This window comes from Ammoniphilus sp. YIM 78166 (genome assembly GCF_004522215.1).
Lineage (GTDB): Bacteria > Bacillota > Bacilli > Aneurinibacillales > RAOX-1 > YIM-78166.
This window is the reverse complement of record NZ_SDLR01000066.1, coordinates 1-323: the sequence shown is the minus strand read 5'-3', so window position 1 is coordinate 323 and position 323 is coordinate 1. Positions and strand designations below refer to the sequence as shown.

At 39.6% G+C, this 323-nt stretch carries 1 protein-coding gene; it reads left to right on the top strand.

Annotated elements, in window-relative coordinates; genetic code table 11:
* Positions 1-118: 118 nt before the first annotated feature.
* On the top strand, positions 119-323 hold a 205-nt coding region (locus tag EIZ58_RS32915; RefSeq protein ID WP_240689502.1), incomplete at its 3' end, for a GTP-binding protein.

Genomic DNA, 323 nt, shown 5'->3' with positions numbered 1-323 from the left:
TATCGCTTAATCTTTTTTACTAGGCATTTGCCGAAGAAAGTAGTACAATATTCAACAGAGAATTATCCGTTAACTTATCTCAACGGACTTCTTGCAAATTTACAGGAGGGTCATTTTAATGGCAGAAAAAGAACATTACGTTAGAACTAAGCCACACGTAAACATTGGTACTATCGGTCACGTTGACCACGGTAAGACCACTTTAACTGCGGCTATTACTACTGTTTTAGCTGAAAAGGGATTAGCTAAGGCTGAAGATTACTCACAAATCGATGCTGCACCTGAAGAAAAGGAACGTGGTATCACTATTAACACCGCCCACG